Source organism: Ekhidna sp., from assembly GCF_039940915.1.
GTDB lineage: Bacteria > Bacteroidota > Bacteroidia > Cytophagales > Cyclobacteriaceae > Ekhidna.
The window spans coordinates 802413-819288 of the sequence record NZ_JBDVFO010000001.1 but is presented as its reverse complement, the minus strand read 5'-3'; the positions used below and the strand labels follow the sequence as shown (position 1 = coordinate 819288).

Here is a 16876-nt window from a genome sequence, read left to right as displayed (position 1 = left end):
ATCGATGATTCTGCCCTTAAGTTCGATTTTATCTAGTGTATTTACTCGTATCGAAGCGAGTCTACAGGGTTTTTTAAAGCCGTACTTAATATCCTTATCCATTGCAAAGTGAGAGATGACGGCTCCAACTTCTCGTCTGCATTGGCGATAGCATCATCGTCTGTTGCATTAAAAAGGGCTGTTCGGCCAAATTATGATTCCAACAGTTCGATGCAAACACAAAAAAGGCAGCATTAGTTGATGCTGCCAATTATGCTTTCTGTTAAATCGATCTTATTTGATTTCTTTCCAATTTTGGAAGGCCATTTTTTCCATTTCTGACTCATTTTGAAGCCATGGAACAATGGTATTGAACGGACTGCCGTCATAATAATCATTGAAAAACAAATATAGCTTCCCATCGTCTATACGAAAGGTTTCAGGATTGACCGGCACTTTTTTCTTCATTTTTGCCACAGCAAATGCACAATACCCATCGAATTGTGGCAAGTATTTCTCTTCATTTTGCTTGAATGCTTCAAGGTTGTCAGCATCTACGAAGTAGTAAGTACTTCCTTTATGATCCGTGGAAAACTGTTTTGATCCTCTTGCGGCTTCATTAGCTACAAAATAGTTGACTATATCATATCCATTATTCGCAACATTTTGATCATTGGAGTAAGCCTGACAGACGGCTGAGTTTAGCAAAGTGGAAACTGCCATAATAGTTAGAATTTTTTTCATGTTGATAAATTTTATTTTGACTCAAATCTCTTTGCTATATTTGTATTAATAGTGTCAATTAGTTCACTTAAATATGCTGATGGTACATGTTTGATGCTTTAGATGATATTTTAAAAAGAATTAGACTAAGGAGTGTTTTCTACTTTCACTCAAACTTTTCTTCTCCATGGGGGATGAGTGTCCCCGACGGCCCTCACGCACAATTTCATTTAATTACAAAAGGAAGCTGTGTGCTAAAAGTTGATAACAAGGATTTGAAATTATTTGGCGGAGATGTTGTAATGTTCACTTCAGGGAAAAGGCATCTGTTATCAGATGGGATGAATAATCAATCCGTGATAGGTTCTGAGGTGGTTCAGAAAATCAAAGCTAGTGCCAACCCATTCGTAGGAGACGAAGTTGCAGTTCGCTTAATATGTGGTCACTTTGAGTTTGACTCGAGCATGTCAGATGCCTTTAATCGCTCATTGCCTGATGTCCTTCTCTTAAGAAGTGAGGAAATCAAGAGAAATGAATTGTTGCGTAGCATTCTGGAACTCATAGTTATCGAATCATCTTCGTATCTTCCGGGTGGTGACGTACTAGTCTCTCGTTTGGGCGAAGCTCTGTTTATACACCTCATTCGAACGTATTCTGAATTACATAAAGATCAAGTGGGATTCTTAGCGGCTATTCAGGATGAACGCATTTCTGCCGCATTGAAATTACTCCATGAATCACCAGAGAAGGAATGGAAGCTTGGGGATCTGGCGCGCAAAGCTGGAATGTCCCGAACGAGTCTCGCGAATAGATTTCGAGAGATAGTTGGAGAAACGCCCATGAACTATTTAACAAATTGGCGAGTCAGTTTAGCTAAACAAATGTTAAAAGAAAGCAACCTCCAAGTGAAGGAGATTGCATTTAAAATCGGGTATCAATCAGAGGCAGCATTCATTCGGGTTTTCAGGTCTCGATTAAATACTACTCCATTAAAATATCGTGTTTCGTCTTAGACTACTCGTACCTCAGCGAGTCTACTGGATTTTTAGTGGCTGTTCTCAGGATTCTACTGGAGGCAATAGTCAATGCGACAGACATCAATAGAATAAATGGAGCCAGAACTGTAAAGAGACTTATCGCTTGATACACAGCAAAGATGGAAGCCATCAGCGCATCAATTGCCAGGTAGGATAATGCTGAGCCTACTATCGCAAAAATGAGAAGTAGCCAGAAAAATTGTTTATTCATGAGAACCAGGATTTGCTTAAGCGAGGCACCCAGAACTTTACGAACACCAATTTCTTTTACACGCTTAATGATATTGAGTGATACGAGCGTATAGAGTCCGATGGAAGATAAAATGAGTGCAAGTAGACCAAGAAAGCGGAACATGACCATGATGTTTTTGTTTACCAGATCAGTACTAGCCATTGCTTCATCCATAAAATCTGCATTGAAAGGAGTGTTTGGAGCTGCTTCGTACCACTTTTCTTCCATCTTATCATAAAATTCAGTTGGACTCATTTCACTTTTAATTACCACAAAATTCATCGCTTCCTTATTCGCCAATCTAAAGGCATATGGTTTTACCGGATCAAAGAAGCCGTACATATAGAAATCCTCAATCACGCCAATAACAGTCAGTCGAGTGCTATCGTCTATTTGGATTATTTTCCCTAGCGGCTCTGTCCATCCAAATTCTTTCACCAGAGTTTCATTAAGGATGATGGAGTTTTCTCGTTCAGAATCATATGCATCTCCATCAAAATATCGACCATCTACTAGCTGTAGGTTCATGATATCCTTGTAGTCTACACTGAAATTCATCATGTCGGCTTCTACCTCTGATTCTCCTGACTTGAGTGTTCGGCCGTATGTCCACCAGCCAATGTGATGGGTGGTGCCTGTCGATTGAACTACTTCTGGCATTTGCTTTACCAGGTTATGAAACCTGTCAAATTCAGATTTATTCTCCACACGTACGCCGAGGATATTGTCTTTTTCAAACCCCAAATCCATGTTGGACTGATATTCAGCATTATTAGAAAATGCCAATGCAGAAATCAATGCAATGATGGTGAGCATGTACTGTAGACCCAATAGAATCTTTGAAAACCAGTTGGTACCTCCAAGTGTCACGCTCCCTCTGAGGATGTTTACCGGTTGGTAAGCACTGATGTAGAGCGATGGATAGCCGCCGGCTATTACAGAAGTGAGAACCAATAATCCAGCAAGGAAAAGGTAAATTTCTCCATCGGAGGTGAGGTTGAGCTCCAAGTTGATAAAGTCCCACATGGCGCTGTATGCTGGAACGAGGAAATAAGCCAGGCCCAGGGCCACGATCATCGCAAAGAATGATAGAATGAGATTTTCACCCATGAACTGGAAGATGAGTTGTTTTCGATCACTGCCCATGACTTTTCTAATGCCAATTTCTTTTAGTCTTTTGCTCGATATTGCAATGCTGGTGTTCGTAAAGTTGAAACAAGCGATCAAAAGCATAAGGAATGCCATAATGAGGGGGACTAGAATTGCTGGTGGAGGAGGGGGCTGGCTTAGCCAGTTTGATCGGATAGAGTCAGCAATACTTCCAAGGTTGGTAAGCTGAACGATATAGTAGCTTCCTATTTGGAAATCGTCACGTGCCTGATTCTGTACCTCAACGTAGTTGGCATTGATGTCTTCCACCAGATTTTGAGGATATCCATTCTCCGACATAACGAACGTGGCACCAACGAAGGATCCCCAATCGCCATTTTCGAGCTCACGAATTTTGAGGTAATTGTCAAAGTGCGTAAGTGCCCTGAACTTAACTGAAGAGTTTTGAGGAATAGGCTCCAGCACTCCGCCAACGGTCATGGGAAGCTGACTTCCGTCTTCCAGTATCAATGTTATGATCTCACCGGTAGGGTCTTTTTCGCCAAAGTAGGTTTCAGCGGTATAAGCACTCAGAATGATTTTACTTCTGTCCAGAAGCGCTTCTTTATTTCCATACTTGAAGGGGAAGGTGAACATCTCCAGAAAATCATCCTCGCCAAATGCGATCCCCTGATTGAATACTTTTAGGTCTTTCTTCATAACCAGTCCCGTAGTGGTATATCGAGAACTGTGCGTGATTCCTGTTATGTTTCCTTTGATAGACTCCCCGAGCGGAAGAGGAGTGATTCCGTATGGCACATTTCGGTTTTGTACCGATTTATAAATATGCACTTTATAAATGTCCTCATGGTTTGCATGATTCTGATCATATTCTGCTGCAAATTTCCAATTAAGGTATCCAACAATACAGCAAGCCAGAGATAAGCCCAGGCCTAAAACGTTTATTAAAACGTAGGATTTGTTTCTAAGAAAATTGCGAAGGGTAATCTTGAAGAAGTTCTTGAGCATGGTAGTAGCAGTTAGTGATTTCTACTACAATTGATTCAATTTTCAGGTAAAGGTTGCATTCAGGTATAAGAATGTGCCCACCAGATAAGCAGAAACTGGAAAGGCAGTCTCAAAGCAAGTACCCACACCATCTTTTTTTTCTGCCATCCCTTCATGAAATGATAGATATTGGCGGGAAATACGGCAATGAGCAAGGCGATGATGCCCCAGGCAGCCATTGAAGCATATGCTGGAATAAGAAGCATCACTCCAAGAATGATTTCAGCGATTCCACTTAACCAGTTAATCAGCTTTGGATTTGAAAAGAATGGAGGTATGATCTTTTCGTAGAAGCGAGGCATAATGAAATGATTCACACCAGCGATGATGTAAAGAAATGCCATGAGCCAAAGGGTTGCTAGATTCATATAACTTAAGGTAAGATCATTTCTGAGTTTATTTCAGAATCTATTAGAAAGATATGAACTAGATTCCGAAAGAGTTCAAGATGACATCCAAAATAAGTTATCGTTCTGATTGGATATATTTGATAAGTAACAAATTCAACCCCAAACCCATGTACCGATACCTCACCCTTTTACTCCTCATTTTTGTTGGCTGTTCACCTGAGACATCTAATCCGGAAATATCCAGGTGGGTCGAGCAGGCAGACAACATCACAATCATACGTGACAACTACGGTGTCCCTCATGTCTATGGAAAAACGGATGCTGATGCCGTCTTTGGTTTACTATTCGCTCAATGCGAAGATGATTTTAGAAGGGTGGAACGAAATTTTACCTGGGCCATTGGCCGATTGGCTGAGGTTGAAGGGGAAGACGCGCTGTACAGCGATTTACGCGCGCGGCTTTTCATGACCGAAGATGAAGCTAAAGCGAACTACCAATCTGCACCGGACTGGTTGAAAAAACTGTGTGTGGCTTGGGCTGATGGCATCAACTATTACTTGCACACCCATCCGGATGTAGTGCCTAAAGCCATTAAAAAATACGAACCGTGGATGACCATGTATTTCACGGAAGGCTCTATCGGAGGAGACATTGAGCGTGTATCGAAGAATAGAATCAAAGCTTTCTATGAAGGAAACGACAAGGAATTATCACAGCTAGATGATCCCTCGATGAAGGAGGATTATTTTCTTGAAGAGCCTAAGGGTTCGAATGGATTTGCCATTTCAGGAGATCTAACAGCCTCAGGCGATGCAATGCTATTGATCAACCCACATACCTCTTTCTATTTCCGTGGTGAAGTACATGTGGTAAGTGAGGAGGGACTTAATGCCTACGGGGCTGTCACCTGGGGTCAGTTTTTTGTTTATCAAGGGTTCAATGAAAATACCGGTTGGATGCATACATCTACCTACACAGATGTAATTGATGAATTTAAGGAAACGATCGTGGAGAAGGAAGATGAACTGTATTACAAGTATGGAGAAGAAGAGAGACCCGTGGAGGTGAAGGAAGTAACATTGAAATATGCGGAGGATGGGACTATTAAAGAAAAAACCTTTCCAATCTACCGGACTCATCATGGACCCATCACGCATGAAGTAGACGGTCAATGGACAGCAACAGCATTGATGTGGGAGCCGGTGAAAGCATTGGAGCAATCGTACATTCGGTCGAAGAAGAAGAACCTTGAGGAGTTTAATGAGATGATGAATATCCGAACCAACTCATCCAACAATACCGTTTTCGCCGATTCCGAAGGAAACATCGCCTACTACCATGGCAATTTCATCCCCATTCGAGATGAGCAATTCGATTACACACAACCAATAGATGGGAGTAATCCAGCAACCGATTGGCAGGGACTTCATTCGGTAGAAGAAGCCATTACCGTGAAAAACCCACCCAATGGCTGGATTCAAAATTGTAACTCAACACCATTTACTTCTGCCGCTGAATACAGTCCCAAAAAAGAAGACTACCCTGGCTACATGTCGCGAATCCCGGAGAACTTCCGAGCGGTTCATGCTATTGGATTGCTGGCTGATGCTAAAGAACTCACGATTGATGAAATGATTGAGCTTGCCTATGATCCGTACTTGCCTGCTTTTGAAAAAGTGATCCCCGGACTGATTGCCGCCTATGATAAATCACCTGATGCGAGCCTCTCCGGGCCGATTGAAGTGCTGAGAAATTGGGACATGCGCACGGGCGTTGAGTCTGTAGGCATGACCCTTGCCCATTTCTATGGCATGAATTTGTACCGCCACGCTGAGATACCAGAGGGTTTAGTAGGAATGGAAAGGTTTCACTACTTTGGAACGATCCTGCCAGAAGATACACGACTGGATGTATTCAGCAAGGCACTCACCGAGCTTGAAGATCGGATGGGCAGCTGGAACACACCTTGGGGAGAAGTGAATCGATTCCAACGTGTGGATGGCTCCATCAACTTGCAGTTTGATGATGACGCCCCAAGCATACCCGTAGGATTGACAACCGGACGCTGGGGAGCATTAGCAGCTTATGGCATGCGATCATCGCAGGATACAGATAAAATTTATGGAACGCGTGGCAACAGTTTCGTAGCTGTTGTTGAATTTGGGGATAAAGTGAAAGCCAAGACCATTCTGGCTGGAGGTCAGAGTGGTGATCCTAAATCTCCACATTTTTATGATCAGGCCGAGATGTATTCAAACCAGGAATTCAAGGAGGTGGCCTACTATCGAGAAGATGTGGATGCGCGTGCCGAAGAGACCTATAAACCAGGAAAACGATGAAATATTTAGTAATAACGCTTTTATCTGTGATGACCAATGTTTCAATAGGACAAGACCTGATCGGTGCATGGGAATGGACAGAGACCGGAGAAGAAGGTCGGAAGATTAAAGCAGTGGTCACTTTTACCAAAAGTTATCAAGCTGCAGCATGGTACGATGCGGAAACCGGGGCATTCATTAAAACGAATGGCGGTACCTGGAACCTGGTAGACAATACCATGACAGAGGTGGCTGAGTTCAACTCCGAGGACCAAGATAAAATAGGGCGGGAGTCCACATTTGACATTGAATGGAACGGTCCTGATAAAATGCGCATCGTCGGGATGGACACCTGGGCCACTCGAGTCGATGACGGAGATCCAGGAAAATTAGCAGGAGCCTGGCTGATATCTGGAAGAATGAGAAACGGAAATCTTCAGTCGATCAATACCCTGCGTTCAAGAAAGACCATGAAAATACTTTCGGGCAAACGTTTTCAATGGATTGCTTATGATACGGAAACAAAGGAGTTTAAAGGAACTGGGGGAGGGACCTACACTACCGTCGATGGAAAGTACACGGAGAACATTGAATTCTTTTCGCGTGATAATAATCGTGTAGGTGCGAGTTTAGCATTCAACTATGAACTCAAAGACGGAGGCTGGAACCACTCAGGCAACAACAGTCGTGGTGAACCGATGTTTGAAGTGTGGACGTTGAGGGAATGATTAATAAGAATCAGATTTGATAATTAGATTTCTAATTCATTTCATTGTTGTTTGTATTCTTACTGTCCTCAGTCAAATAGGAGGTGTTATCTATTTGATCTCTCTCGTGCTAAAAAGAAGGAAGAAATGGTCAATGGCAAAATTTCTTTTAGCTTTTATTGTCATCTATCTCGCTTCAACGTTTTTCATCGTTCCTCTACTATCAAAACTGGGAAATAGAAGTCCGCTGCCTATTTCAGGCCACCTTAGGCCTCTCACCTTGTGGACGATCGTTTTGAATAGACACTATGTAAATTCTGATCTAAAGATCACTGCACTTAATGTAGCTAAGCAAGTGTCAGATAAATTCCCAGGGTCAAAGATGAATTATTTGGATGCTAATTTTCCATTCTTTGATGGCTTTCCATTGCCACCACATCTCAGTCATAATGACGGTAAAAAACTCGATCTTGCTTTTTGTTATTTTGATGGTGATGAAAGATCAAATTTGACACCATCCTTTATAGGCTATGGTGCCTATGAAAATCCAAGAAACGGTGAAGTCAATTATCCTGAAGAATGCAGAAGGCAGGGTTATTGGCAATACGGTTTCATTGGTAGGTTCGTCCCTAAATGGAATGCTAGTGATTATACTATAGATGCAGAGCGTACACGCTTGGTGATCAGGAAATTTTCAGATGAACCCTCAGTCTCTAAAATTTTTATTGAACCACATCTCAAGGAACGGTGGGGCTTTTCAAAGAATGCCAAAGTCCGTTTTCATGGATGCCAGGCAGTAAGACATGATGATCATATTCACTTACAAGTTCGGTGAAGGGCTAAGAAGAATCTCATCTCCAACCTTAATTCTTCCCTTTGAGAGAGCCAACGTATTCACTCCGAAAATCACTTCTTTTCCAACTCTGCGATAGGTAGCTAATGTCTTCATAGGCTCAACTCCTTTACTCCCAGTTTCTTGATCAATTGTTGTGAATACACAACGTTTGCAAGGATGGGTAACATGGAATTTCACACCTCCGATCTGAACATCAGTCCACCGATCTTCTTCGTATGCCTCACCCCCTTCTACCACTATATTGGGTCTAAACCTGTTCATTGGAAGGTCCACATCCATTCTGGAATTGAGATCATCCAATGATGATTGCCCAAGAATCAGGTAAGGATACCCATCAGCAAAACTGACATTTTCACCGTTTACAGCACGCAAAGGATTTACTGGGCGAGAGCTATCTTCTGGCATAAACACCAGTTTGCACGGCTCCATTGCAATAGCAGAAAACCATTCACTGATACGCTCAGGGGCTTCTAGCGCTTGAACCTGATCATTCCAAACCATCACATCAATGACTGCCTGGTCTGTAAGTATCAGGGGAATTTCCAGATCTGACAGATTTCCATACTTCGCAAGAATACCCGTATCGGTTAAAGTTATTCCAACCTGCGAAAATTGAGGATGTGTGCGTTGGGTGATCAACACATTTTCTTGGTTCACAAGCATCCACCGACGGTCATGCTTGAAGCCTCTCTCCAAAACTTCAGCTTCTTGCAATGAAATTCCCTGCAGTGATTTAATGGGATAGATATATAAAGCTGAAACCTTCAATTACTTAGCCCAGTTGTCTCTCAAGGTGATTGTTCGGTTGAAGACCAGGTTTTCTGCAGTAGAATCCTCATCTACTCGGAAATATCCAATGCGCTCAAACTGCATTTGATCCCCAACCTTTGCCTCTTTTAAGGATGGTTCAAGAACCGCACTTTTGTTGATTGTCAAAGAATCAGGATTGAGATGATTCTTGAAATCATCGTCGATGGCATTCAAGTTTTCTGTCTTGAACAAACGATCATACTCCCGGATCTCAGCAGTCACAGCATGCGGTACAGAAACCCAACCCAACGTCCCTTTCACTTTTTTGCCACTGGTGTCTTGGCCACTTCTGGTTTGTGGGTCGTACTCCGCATACAATTCTTCGAAGGTGCCATCGTCGGCTTTTTTGTATCCCGTACACTTGATGATGTAACCAAACTTTAATCTGACCTCACGATCTGGACCTAAACGATACCATTTCTTAGGGCTGGGGGGGTCTTCCATAAAATCTGCCTGGTCTACATAAACCTCTCTTGTAAAAGGCATCTCTCTTGTTCCGGCAGATTCATCTCCGGGGTTGTTGACGGCCGTCATCATTTCTGTCTTGTCTTCCGGCCAATTGGTGATGATGACCTTCAATGGATTCATGATGCCAAACACTCGATTGGTAGTTGCATTCAGATCTTCTCTTACTGCATGTTCAAGTAGAGCAATATCCGTGACTCCATTTCGTCTCGCTACCCCAATAGTATCGGCAAACTTGCGGATAGATGCTGGTGTAAATCCTCTTCGCTTAATTCCCGAGATGGTAGGCATCCTTGGGTCGTCCCAACCATTGACATGACCGAGCTCCACGAGCTCCCGAAGGCTTCGCTTACTTACAATAGTGTACCCCAGATTTAGTCTGGCAAATTCTGTTTGCTTCGATGGGTAGATTCCCAACTCGTTGATCAACCAATCATACAAGGGACGGTGTACTTCAAATTCTAATGTGCACAACGAATGTGTGATTTCTTCCATGGAATCAGACTGCCCATGTGCGAAATCGTAAGTTGGATAGATGCACCACTGATAACCCGTACGGTGATGAGGAATCTGTTTGATGCGATACAAAATCGGATCACGCATGTGCATGTTGGGTGAGTTTAAGTCAATTTTAGCTCTAAGCACTTTCTCTCCATTGCCAAACTCACCCGACCTCATTCGACTAAACAGATCAAGATTTTCTTCCACTGATCTATCTCGAAATGGACTTGGCTTACCTGGCTGAGTGGGTGTCCCTTTTAGCTTGTTGAATTCTTCCTGTGATAGATCATCCACGTAGGCTGATCCTTTTTTGATAAGAGACATGGCCATTCCGTAGAGCTCCTCAAAGTAATCAGAAGTGAAGTACTCGCGATCTTCCCAATCAAAGCCTAGCCATTTGATGTTGTCCTTTATCGACTCAACGTATTCGGTTTCTTCCTTCTCCGGATTGGTATCATCAAAACGAAGATTACACTTCCCATTGTATTTTTCTGCCAGTCCAAAGTTTAAGCATATGGATTTTGCGTGACCGATATGAAGGTATCCATTTGGCTCGGGTGGAAATCGGGTGGCAATGGTGTCATGTTTGCCTTCCTTTAGATCTTTTTCGATCATCTGCTCAATGAAATTCAATGATTTTTTAGCCTCATCCATGGTTTGAAATTAGAAGGCAAAAATAGGGTGATGGAATGCAAAGACCTATTCAGTTTTGAAAAAGGCGTTTGTCCAGAATCATGGGACGCGCATCGAGGAGCTTGACCTGCATGTAATCATCGTGCAGCGGATTTAGCAAATAGTTATACTCGCTTGAAATAATTGCGCTTGGAACTTTTAAACAGAGCTTTTCAGATTGTATGAACTCCCTTCCAATATCGACTGTGGCTGAACTGAATGGAAATTTGTTCCAATCTTTCGGAATTTTATTTACTGTTTCAACTACTAACTCATCTGGAAATTCGAGTTCTACGCAATAGAGATTGCTTGTAAGTTTATCCCCGGATAAGTTAACAATTGTCTCGAGTGCAGCTAAGGATAGACTTTGAGAAGTGTAAAGCATTCTAATTCCTTTGGGGTTCCATCGTCCACCGTGCAGCATGGCTCCAGTGCCAGATAAATCTCGTGCGTATACTTTGGAAGTAATTCGGAAAAGATTCATTAAGAATATACGCCGTGTTCAATTCTTCCCAAGAGATCATTAATCATGGAAATGCCCGTATCATTGTTCATGAATTGAACGGGCTTCTGACCTCCGAGAGCTATCAAAGACGAATGAAGCCATTCCTTGAAAGCTGCAGGCGAGCCCAAAACCAAATTCCCATGCTGGTAAAGTGAAGCAATTTGTAACACACGGTCGCTTACGGCGGGGCTAAGCAAGTCCTTATCCTTGGCCTTTTCTATGGTTCTTTTTGATACTGGAAGTAGTGCCGAAAACTCCGTAAGGTTTAGCCCCGTATTGGATACGATAACTAAGAAATCAGACTTTGAAATGCCTTCTGAGGCTTTTCTATATCTGGCTGCAGGATCGTTTAGTATGTTTTCCACAACCAAATATACGAATTATTTCGCTAGTTGTTACGAAATAATTCGTATGAATTTATTTTAGTCATCTCTCAATCCTACTACAGGGTTTGCTTTCGCTGGAGCCAATACTGAAAGTGTGACAATCGTGATAGCCACAATAGAAATAAACAAACCACTGACGATACTTGTGAATGGAGAAATAGCCACATAGTAACGATAGATCATGCTCAAAACCATCTCTGAGATGAGGTAGCCCAGTGCGGAACCTACCACTATGGCTATCGTGAGCACATACAAAAAGGACTTATTTATCTTAACCAGCAGCTGTTTTAAGGAAGAGCCCAATACTTTTCGAATGCTAATTTCTTTTATTCTCTTGCTCACATTTAGCTTAGAAAGTGAGAATATCCCAGCTACACTTAGAAATCCACCCAGAATGGCCATGGCCAAAAAAATGATCCGGAGGTTTTCTGTATCCCTTACCGCTGACCCGTAAGCCAAATCTTTTTGCCAACTGCCCTCATACGGTCCGTCAACTTCTTCGCTCCAAATTGTTTTAAATCTGTCTTCCAATTCTTGAAGGTCACCGCTGCCTACTTTAGCAATGAGGAAACGATATTGGTTTTCCTCAGAAAACAGATAGGCAGCTGGTTTGTCTTCAGCATCCATGTACACATCTTGGATAAGGTTTGCGCTAACCCCAATAATCGTTTTGCGCTCTTCGCCAACCTTAACCACTTTGTTCAATGGATTCTCATTTTCAAAATATTGGCGTACAAATTCCTGATTTACAATGATGGCGTTTTTCTCATCAGCTTCACTTCCAGAGATGAAGGACCGGCCCAGCGTGATTGGGACTTCCATCAATTCGAGATACTCTGAACCTACGGTGTAAGTTTGAAGCTCATGAACGGATGTGTCGATTTGCAGTAATCTTCTGCGACTCGAACTACCAAACCTTTGAATGTGGTTAAATGTCCCCACTGTTTGAATGTCTGGTAACTGATCAATCTTTTGTTTGACTGCAGCATAATTTGCTTGATCAGCAAACTCCAATGTATATATGCTTTCATTGGCATAGCCCAAGTCCAGATTATCCAGGAATTTTGAATTGTTTGAGAAAGTAACCGCAGCAGATAATACGGCAATGGAAAAACTGTATTGTGCTACCGTCAGCGTTTTATTGATCCACCCCACCCCACGCAGCTTTGCTGACTTTCGCATGATTGCTATCGGTTGGAATTTCCACGCGTAAAGCGCCGGCATAATTCCGGCCACCAATGTTGTAAAGAGTAAAAATATGAAAACGAAAAAGATAACACCTGTTAGGTCAATATCCTTGATAAGAAAAGTTTCCCCGAACAATCCCATAATGGAGCTAGAAGTGAAATTAATCATCGACAAGCCTATGATGAACGCCAGTGCACATACAATCCCCATTTCCATGAGGAATTGAACCATGATTTGCTTGTTTTCTGAGCCTAAAGTCTTTCTGATCCCAATTTCTTTCAGGCGATTGGCTATCATCGCTATAGAAGAATTGGCCAGGTTAAAGCAAGCAATCAGAAATACCATGGAAGCGAGAGAGGTAAAAATAATGTGAACCGCATAACCCAATCTGGCATTGGAGTTTGTCCGATACATATCCCGGTCATTGTGAATAGCACTGCGAAATGGGGTAAGTTCAAAGGAGTTCATTTTGAGTTCCTTATGCCCTTCGTTTTGCTGAGGTATGTATGCAGACATTCCTTCAACAATATCAGGAATAGCTTTCGGAGATGTCTTAATAAAGTGAGTAACATAGAACTTATTTGACCAATCGTTGAGTGTATATCCAGTCTCTCTTACATAATCATCCAAGCTGATGATCATACTCATCGTAAAGCTGGTGTTTAATGGAATACGGTCAAATACACCACCTACGGTCACATCAATTTTCTTGTTTGATGAGATATAAAGTGTAAGCTTTTCGCCCAATGCCATTTGATCTCCAAAGAATTTTTTAGCTGCTGGTTTTGTCAGATAGATGAGTGGCTTGTTTCCAAAATCGCTGTACGAGCCATACCAAAGGGGTAACTTGAACATCTCAAAAAAATCTGAAGAAACAATGCCTACCTCATGTGTGAAATAATCCGTGCCTTTTTTTACGGTGAAGTACTCGTCAAACATGGCGCTTACACCCTGAACTTGACTTAGTTCAGTTCTAAGCACATTATCCATTGCAATTGGAGTGATTTCATTCCTTCGTTCACTTCCATTTTCGTAGGTCATCGAATGCACTCGATAGATATTTTCTGAATCCTCATAAAATGAATCAAATTCAAAATTGTAAGCATACATGGTATAGACGAATATGCACATACTGAGTGCAAGACCTAGGCCTATCACGTTGATCATTACTGACCACTTGTTTTTCCATGAATGCCGCATGGCCAGCTTGAAGTACGATTTGAATAATGGGTACATTGTATTAGTCGTTTGAGTTTTCTTTTTTGCGTAGCTGCGATAGCAACGAAGCACATTCCACCAGAAGAAGAGACGTGCTTTCCAAATAGGAGCACCATTTTGAATTCTCAACATGAAGAATTCTACTAAGTCTCCTTCGAGCTCTTCTTGCCGTTCCGATCTACAGTACCAGCGAAAGAACTTGAGAGCTGAGGTTGGAGGCCGATGTAGTCCTTTTTTTGTCATCAGCCTTTGGACCAGTTAAGTGCTTTCTCAGGAATTTGGTAGCGCAATCTTTCCCGTAGAGAGGATAGTTCATCTAGTGCTGTTTGTGCATAGGGAGTTAAGTAGAAAAGCCTTTTCCGCTTTCCGCCTCTCTCTGAGGTTGCATCGCTCATTTTAGATTCTAAAAATCCCTTGTCTTCCAATCGATACAGAACTGTATGTATCGCACTTACATTGATTTTTTTTCCAGTCTGGTTTTCATACTCCAATACAATATTGACCGAATAGGCCTGATCATAGAGTACACCAACCAGTAGTAGAACTAATTCTTCAAAGTTTCCTAGCTTAATATCTCGCATATTTTACACAATTGTCAGTATTATACTTTGGTGAAGATAATAAAGTTTCACTTTTGTAAGTAAAATGTAAAATTCATGAAATTTTCTAATGTGTGATCTTAGTTGCCGGCACGCTTACTTATTTAACTGATAGGTGTTTCTGTGAGCAAACTCACAGATTCTATTGAGCTATATCATTTACTTGGCGATTTGATTTTTTTAGCTTGCTGTCCTTATGAATTACTCACTGGGAACTTTTTTATTTATCCTTTTTGCAACAGGATCGATGCAGGTATTCTCGCAGGACGCGAAGGAGATTATACGGAAGGCGGATCAAAAGCGTAGAGGAGATGCAGCCATTGCAGAAATGACAATAAGCATTATAAGGCCGACCTGGTCTAGGGACATGGATGTAAAAAGTTGGTCTATAGGAACGGACTATTCTCTAATATTGATCACTGCTCCGGCCAGGGATAAAGGATCGGTCTTTTTGAAGCGAGATAAGGAAATTTGGAACTGGCTTCCTTCCATAGAGCGCAATGTAAAGCTACCTCCCTCTATGATGATGCAATCATGGATGGGCTCAGATTTCACAAACGATGATCTGATAAAGGAATCTTCGGTAGTAGAAGATTACACCCATAAGATACTTGGTGATTCCGTGATACTGGGCCGTGATTGCTGGGCGATCGAGTTGATCCCAAAACCGGATGTGGCTGTGGTCTGGGGAAAGGTGCTGAATTGGATTGATAAAGACGAATACATTGAGCTGAGAAGTGAAATGTACGATGAAGACGGATACCTAGTTAATGAAGTGAACTTCTTAGAAATCAAAAACCTAGGGGGAAGAATGCTGCCGTCAATAATGGAGTTCATCCCTGCCGAAAAGGAAGGACATAAAACGGTGATTCGCTATCACCAGGTGGACTATGATGCGCAGATAAGTGAGAATTTCTTTTCACTACAAAACATGAAAAGAGTAAGGTGATGATATTGAAATTGGCTTGGCGAAATCTATGGCGAAATAGAAAACGAACGATGATCACATCAGCCTCGGTTGTGTTCGCCGTTTTGCTTGCCATTTTTCTCAATTCTTTGAAAGAAGGTATACTCATAAAAATGCAGGAAAATGTAGTTAGCTTTTATTCAGGGGCCATTCAACTTCATCAAAACGGACACTGGGACGATCAATCCATTAACAATACTTTCGAAGCATCAGAGGAACTCTCATCCGCAATGATGTCTCATCAGAATGTGGAGAGTGTGATACCGAGGCTAGAATCATTTGCGCTCACTGCGTCTAAGGACAATTCTCGGGGAAGTCTAATCATATCAATCGATCCGGAGAAAGAGCGCCTGATCACCAAGATTGACCAAAAAATTGTGGAAGGCGAATTTATCAATGCAGAGGATCAAGCGGCACTGATTACACTGGGACTAGCGAACTACCTTGAGCTTTCCGTTGGGGACACGCTGGTAATTATTGGTCAGGGGTACCATGGTGTGAGTGCTGCTGGCAAGTACCCTATCAAAGGAATCATAGACTTTTCCTCTCCTCAACTCAATAAAAGCATGGTGTATCTGCCTTTGAAAGAAGGTCAATGGCTATTTGGTGCAGATAATAGATTATCAGCGCTGGTACTTCAAGTGAATAATATTAACGTGTCTGAAGATACCGCAATGGAGCTTGGTATGCTTGTCAGTTCGGAATATGAGGTTATGGATTGGAGTATTTTACTTCCAGAGCTGGATCAGGTGATTGAGGGTGAGCGTGCGGAAAACGTAATTTTTCTTTTTGTACTCTACCTGCTTATTTCCTTCGGTATTTTCGGAACCATATTGATGATGACCATGGAGCGCAAGTTTGAGTTTGGGGTGCTGGTAGCAATAGGGATGAAGAAGTTCAAACTTTCGTCGGTGGTGGTATTGGAAAATATTTTCGTTTCCATGCTGGGGGCATTGGTTGGGACACTTATCAGCATTCCCTTAATCGCTTATTTCAATGCATACCCCATCAAAATCACAGGAGAGCTGAAAGAAGCGTATGAGCGGTACGGATTTGATCCAGTTTTTTATTTCTCCATCGAACCAAAGATTTTCTATTCTCAAACGATAGTGGTACTGATCATTGCCTTGGTGCTTTCAGTGTACCCTATGTTTAAAATAGGAAGACTCGATGCAGTTGAAGCGATGAGAGATTAGGTTGTAAATC

General features: G+C 42.1%; 15 protein-coding genes. 6 read left to right on the top strand and 9 right to left on the bottom strand.

The annotated features are described in order from the left end of the window. Window positions 1–273: 273 nt before the first annotated feature. On the bottom strand, window positions 274–723 hold the full coding sequence (locus ABJF57_RS03735) for a YHS domain-containing (seleno)protein (RefSeq protein WP_462231096.1): 450 nt from the start codon (window positions 721–723) through the stop codon (window positions 274–276). Between the two features lie 86 nt (window positions 724–809). Here ABJF57_RS03735 and ABJF57_RS03730 point away from each other — a divergent pair, with 86 nt between their 5' ends. Further along, on the top strand, window positions 810–1715 hold the full coding sequence (locus ABJF57_RS03730) for an AraC family transcriptional regulator (protein ID WP_462231098.1): 906 nt from the start codon (window positions 810–812) through the stop codon (window positions 1713–1715). Between the two features lies 1 nt (window position 1716). On the opposite strand, the gene ABJF57_RS03725 is transcribed toward ABJF57_RS03730, so the two are convergent. Next, on the bottom strand, window positions 1717–4089 hold the full coding sequence (locus tag ABJF57_RS03725; RefSeq protein ID WP_462231100.1) for an ABC transporter permease: 2373 nt from the start codon (window positions 4087–4089) through the stop codon (window positions 1717–1719). 59 nt (window positions 4090–4148) lie between these two features. Continuing rightward, on the bottom strand, window positions 4149–4496 hold the full coding sequence (locus tag ABJF57_RS03720) for a DoxX family protein (protein WP_462231102.1): 348 nt from the start codon (window positions 4494–4496) through the stop codon (window positions 4149–4151). Window positions 4497–4645: 149 nt separating this feature from the next. On the opposite strand from ABJF57_RS03720, the gene ABJF57_RS03715 reads away from it, so the two are divergent. The 3 genes from ABJF57_RS03715 (at window position 4646) to ABJF57_RS03705 (ending at window position 8338) form a co-directional block, all read left to right on the top strand. After that, complete coding sequence (locus ABJF57_RS03715) at window positions 4646–6817, top strand: acylase (RefSeq protein ID WP_462231104.1); 2172 nt, start codon at window positions 4646–4648, stop codon at window positions 6815–6817. Then, complete coding sequence (locus tag ABJF57_RS03710; RefSeq protein WP_462231106.1) at window positions 6814–7524, top strand: membrane or secreted protein; 711 nt, start codon at window positions 6814–6816, stop codon at window positions 7522–7524. Before ABJF57_RS03715 ends, ABJF57_RS03710 begins: the two co-directional genes overlap by 4 nt. Window positions 7525–7657: 133 nt before the next feature. Then, window positions 7658–8338, top strand: a complete 681-nt coding sequence (locus tag ABJF57_RS03705) for a hypothetical protein (RefSeq protein ID WP_462231108.1) — start codon at window positions 7658–7660, stop codon at window positions 8336–8338. On the opposite strand, the gene ABJF57_RS03700 is transcribed toward ABJF57_RS03705, so the two are convergent. From ABJF57_RS03700 to ABJF57_RS03675, 6 genes are read right to left on the bottom strand one after another with little or no spacing between them, the layout of a single operon-like run. Continuing rightward, on the bottom strand, window positions 8324–9127 hold the full coding sequence (locus ABJF57_RS03700; protein ID WP_462231110.1) for an MOSC domain-containing protein: 804 nt from the start codon (window positions 9125–9127) through the stop codon (window positions 8324–8326). The genes ABJF57_RS03705 and ABJF57_RS03700 overlap by 15 nt on opposite strands. Then, window positions 9128–10789, bottom strand: a complete 1662-nt coding sequence (locus ABJF57_RS03695) for a glutamine--tRNA ligase/YqeY domain fusion protein (protein WP_462231112.1) — start codon at window positions 10787–10789, stop codon at window positions 9128–9130. 49 nt (window positions 10790–10838) lie between these two features. Then, window positions 10839–11291, bottom strand: coding sequence for an RES family NAD+ phosphorylase (locus ABJF57_RS03690; protein ID WP_462231113.1), 453 nt, complete (start codon window positions 11289–11291; stop codon window positions 10839–10841). After that, a complete protein-coding gene (gene parS / locus ABJF57_RS03685) occupies window positions 11291–11677 on the bottom strand; it encodes a type II RES/Xre toxin-antitoxin system antitoxin (protein ID WP_462231115.1) in 387 nt (128 codons plus the stop codon). The genes ABJF57_RS03690 and parS overlap by 1 nt, the downstream gene beginning before the upstream one ends. 57 nt (window positions 11678–11734) lie before the next feature. Further along, window positions 11735–14347 (bottom strand): FtsX-like permease family protein, encoded by a 2613-nt coding sequence (locus tag ABJF57_RS03680; protein WP_462231117.1) that lies wholly within the window; start codon window positions 14345–14347, stop codon window positions 11735–11737. Continuing rightward, window positions 14347–14685: a PadR family transcriptional regulator gene (locus tag ABJF57_RS03675; RefSeq protein ID WP_462231119.1), complete on the bottom strand. Its 339-nt coding sequence runs from the start codon at window positions 14683–14685 to the stop codon at window positions 14347–14349. Before ABJF57_RS03675 ends, ABJF57_RS03680 begins: the two co-directional genes overlap by 1 nt. Before the next feature lie 214 nt (window positions 14686–14899). Between ABJF57_RS03675 and ABJF57_RS03670 the strand changes: the two genes are divergently transcribed. After that, window positions 14900–15652, top strand: a complete 753-nt coding sequence (locus ABJF57_RS03670; RefSeq protein WP_462231121.1) for an outer membrane lipoprotein-sorting protein — start codon at window positions 14900–14902, stop codon at window positions 15650–15652. 50 nt (window positions 15653–15702) lie between these two features. Then, window positions 15703–16866, top strand: coding sequence for an ABC transporter permease (locus ABJF57_RS03665; protein ID WP_462231123.1), 1164 nt, complete (start codon window positions 15703–15705; stop codon window positions 16864–16866). Window positions 16867–16876 lie beyond the last annotated feature (10 nt).

What these genes read in the sequence shown, in the direction of transcription:
- ABJF57_RS03735 (WP_462231096.1), bottom strand. Translation starts at nt 723, where the DNA reads ATGAAAAAAATTCTAACTATTATGGCAGTTTCCACTTTGCTAAACTCA.
- ABJF57_RS03730 (WP_462231098.1), top strand. Translation starts at nt 810, where the DNA reads ATGTTTGATGCTTTAGATGATATTTTAAAAAGAATTAGACTAAGGAGT.
- ABJF57_RS03725 (WP_462231100.1), bottom strand. Translation starts at nt 4,089, where the DNA reads ATGCTCAAGAACTTCTTCAAGATTACCCTTCGCAATTTTCTTAGAAAC.
- ABJF57_RS03720 (WP_462231102.1), bottom strand. Translation starts at nt 4,496, where the DNA reads ATGAATCTAGCAACCCTTTGGCTCATGGCATTTCTTTACATCATCGCT.
- ABJF57_RS03715 (WP_462231104.1), top strand. Translation starts at nt 4,646, where the DNA reads ATGTACCGATACCTCACCCTTTTACTCCTCATTTTTGTTGGCTGTTCA.
- ABJF57_RS03710 (WP_462231106.1), top strand. Translation starts at nt 6,814, where the DNA reads ATGAAATATTTAGTAATAACGCTTTTATCTGTGATGACCAATGTTTCA.
- ABJF57_RS03705 (WP_462231108.1), top strand. Translation starts at nt 7,658, where the DNA reads ATGGCAAAATTTCTTTTAGCTTTTATTGTCATCTATCTCGCTTCAACG.
- ABJF57_RS03695 (WP_462231112.1), bottom strand. Translation starts at nt 10,789, where the DNA reads ATGGATGAGGCTAAAAAATCATTGAATTTCATTGAGCAGATGATCGAA.
- ABJF57_RS03690 (WP_462231113.1), bottom strand. Translation starts at nt 11,291, where the DNA reads ATGAATCTTTTCCGAATTACTTCCAAAGTATACGCACGAGATTTATCT.
- ABJF57_RS03680 (WP_462231117.1), bottom strand. Translation starts at nt 14,347, where the DNA reads ATGACAAAAAAAGGACTACATCGGCCTCCAACCTCAGCTCTCAAGTTC.
- ABJF57_RS03675 (WP_462231119.1), bottom strand. Translation starts at nt 14,685, where the DNA reads ATGCGAGATATTAAGCTAGGAAACTTTGAAGAATTAGTTCTACTACTG.
- ABJF57_RS03670 (WP_462231121.1), top strand. Translation starts at nt 14,900, where the DNA reads ATGAATTACTCACTGGGAACTTTTTTATTTATCCTTTTTGCAACAGGA.
- ABJF57_RS03665 (WP_462231123.1), top strand. Translation starts at nt 15,703, where the DNA reads ATGATCACATCAGCCTCGGTTGTGTTCGCCGTTTTGCTTGCCATTTTT.